This is a genomic window from Variovorax gracilis (genome assembly GCF_030317115.1).
Lineage (GTDB): Bacteria > Pseudomonadota > Gammaproteobacteria > Burkholderiales > Burkholderiaceae_C > Variovorax > Variovorax gracilis.
This window is the reverse complement of the sequence record NZ_JASZYF010000081.1, coordinates 1-2,811: the sequence shown is the minus strand read 5'-3', so window position 1 is coordinate 2,811 and position 2,811 is coordinate 1. Positions and strand designations below refer to the sequence as shown.

Annotated in this window: 3 protein-coding genes; 2 read left to right on the top strand and 1 reads right to left on the bottom strand. The window is 60.3% G+C overall.

What is annotated here, in order from left to right:
* Nucleotides 1-197, bottom strand: a 197-nt coding sequence (locus QTH97_RS36750) for a hypothetical protein (protein WP_286573705.1), incomplete at its 3' end; no start/stop codon positions are given.
* Nucleotides 198-852: 655 nt separating this feature from the next.
* Here QTH97_RS36750 and QTH97_RS36745 point away from each other — a divergent pair.
* The gene (locus QTH97_RS36745; RefSeq protein WP_286573703.1) at nucleotides 853-1,974 is read left to right on the top strand and encodes an alpha/beta fold hydrolase; all 1,122 of its coding nucleotides are present in this window, start codon (nucleotides 853-855) and stop codon (nucleotides 1,972-1,974) included.
* Nucleotides 1,975-2,005: 31 nt separating this feature from the next.
* On the top strand, nucleotides 2,006-2,811 hold an 806-nt coding region (locus tag QTH97_RS36740), incomplete at its 3' end, for an ABC transporter substrate-binding protein (protein ID WP_286573701.1).

Genomic DNA, 2,811 nt, shown 5'->3' with positions numbered 1-2,811 from the left:
AAGTCCCGTCGGAGAGCATCTGTCGCGCTTTTCGGCGGCTGTGAATCCTCGTGAAGCATAGCCAGTCGATTTTTCAGCACGCCCACGCAATAGACTGTCGTCAATTCCAGGTCCGATGGCTGCGTTGGCGCTGTATGCACACCTTGCCCCGCCGTCGCACCAGCAAAACAGATGAGCAACTGAAACTTGGCGTTCATCGCAGGCGAACACGCGGGCACTCTCTCGCTTGGCGCTCCCTCCGCATACCGGGTCGTGAATTGAATTCTGGCACTGCAAACAAAGGTTCGCCACGTCTTTCGACATCGAAATCGCTCCGTCGCGGGGAGGGGCGGCGGCCGGTCGACGCAATCGGCCCAACCGCTGCACTGATAACCGCTTTCGCTACATCCTCGACGAAGTTCTGCAGGACGCGATGTATGCCCTGCTGCTCGGTTTGGACGGACGGCGGCGTTGCAAGCAACCATCGAGACCATGAGATCTTTTGAGTTCATGACGAAGACGGAAGCCTCTCCTCGGCCAATCTGTCGAAAACTCGTCTGCCCGGTCGCATCATCTTGTCGAGCCTAGACTCCAAGCCGCCGCAGGCGCCTACGCGATCAGGGCATCCCGCGCCGGCTTGAGTACAGCGGACTCGGCGCGCCCATTCGTTTCATCCTATATCCATTCCGACAGCCTCTATAGACGACGACCCAGGGGCGTCCGCGCGTCGATCGATCGCTATTGACGCTCGGCCCCGCTCGGCCGCCACCCAGGTATGTCGGATCACACTCGACAGTCCGCGCGCGGAGGAGTAACTTTCCCCAGTTTGGTCTGCCGACCATCCCGTCCCGTACTTAAAAAAGGAGGGAAGTGATGAAGGCGCTGCTGAAGCTGTGGCCGTGCATAGTTTTCGGGCTTTCACTCTGCGTGGCGGGCCAAAGCTGTGCCCACTGGGAAGACCAGCCGCCCCATCAGATGGCTCAGCTTGGGGATCTGAAGCTTGAGAGCGGCGGCGTGATTCCGAACCTGAAGATGAGTTACGTCACGCACGGCAAGCTCAATGCAGCAAAGGACAACGCCATCCTTTTCTTGCACGGATTCGGCGGCAACCATCACGGTTTGGATCATCACATCGGGCCTGGGCGCGCCCTCGACACCGACAAGTTCTTCATTATCTGCTCCGACGCCCTCGGGGCTACGCAGATCGGCTACGAACATTCGACGAGCCCGACCAACAGTGGCTTGAAGATGGCGTTCCCACAATATAGCGGGCGCGACATGGTGAACGCACAGTACAAGCTGGTCACCGAGGGATTGGGCATTTCGCACCTGCTTGCGGTGACTGGAATGTCGTCTGGCGGCGTGTATAGCACTCAGTTAGCGGTGAGCTACCCCGACTTCGTGGATGGCATCATCCCGCTTGTCGCCAGCAGCTTCGATACCAGCACCGGCCGCTTCCGCTGGCCATTGATGGTCTCGATGCTGGAGTCCTGCACCGGCTGGGGCGGCGGCAACTATGACGAGAATCCGAAGGAGTGCGCAACGCAAGCGCTGTCCGTCCAAACACTCTACTTCTACACCCCCGAGTGGTGGGACCAGCACCTCGACACCCCGGAGGCCTATCAGCGCTGGCGCGTGGCGTTCGGAGCCTACTACCTGGACGTTCAGGATGCCCGCGACCTCTACTACCTCTATAAGTCGTTCTACAACTTCTGGCTCGGCGACACGCCGGGCTTCAACGGCAACATAGAGGCGGCGCTGAGGTCGATCAAGGCAAGAGCGCTCTACATCTACGCGCCAAAGGATCAAATCTTCTCGCCGAAGAACATCCTCGCGGAAGTGGCGCTCATTCCGAAGGCACGCGCCGTCGAAATCGACTCTATCGCCGGTCACACCATTTGGTACGACGCTGATCCACAGGCCACTGTGGCCATCAGCCGCGCAATCAAAGCCTTCCTGGCTGATCTGACTGTGAGCAAGACCGCCGGTCGCTGAATCGGCCCCTCACTGAACCAGGCCAACCGCCATGAAACAAATCACGTCGCTGCAACTGAGCCGCCGAGCATTTCTTGAGGATGCGACCGCCCTCGGTGCCGCCGGGTTGCTGGGTTTCAACCACAGCACGGCCGTAGCCGAGGATGACTCGCCACCCGAAACTCGATCGGTGCGGTTCTGCCATTCGCCATCGATCTGTATTGCGCCGCAGTACCTCGCCGGTGAACTGCTGCGAAACGAGGGGTTCAGCGACGTCCAATACCTTGCCCTGGGCACGCGCGCCGGCCCGGAAGCGCTAGCGAACGGCAAAGCAGACATCACGATGTGGTACACGACCGGCTTCCTGCCGGTGATGGATGCGGGCAAGGGTGTAGTGTTGCTGGCCGGCGTGCATCTGGGTTGCTGGGAACTGTTCGGGCACGGCAACATGCGCAGTCTGAGCGACCTCAAGGGCAAGACCGTGGTCTGCGAGAAGTACCTTGGTGGCGATCAGATTCTTCTGACAAGCATGCTCTCGTATGCGGGATTCCAGCCGAATGATGTGACGTGGCTGGCGCGCCCAGGCGGCAGTGCGATGGACGCGTTCATCGGCAAGCGTGCCGATGCATTCTTGGCTTTCCCGCCAGAGCCGCAGGAGTTGCGGGCCAAGAAGATCGGCCAGGTGCTGCTTGACACCAACGTCGATCGACCTTGGTCGCAGTACTACTGCTGCATGATCGGTGCGAATCGAGACTACGTTCAGCGCAACCCGGTGGCGACGAAGCACGTGCTGCGCGCAATCTTCAAGGCCGTCGAGTTATGCAAGGCGCAGCCGCAACAGGCGGCCGGCTACCTGCG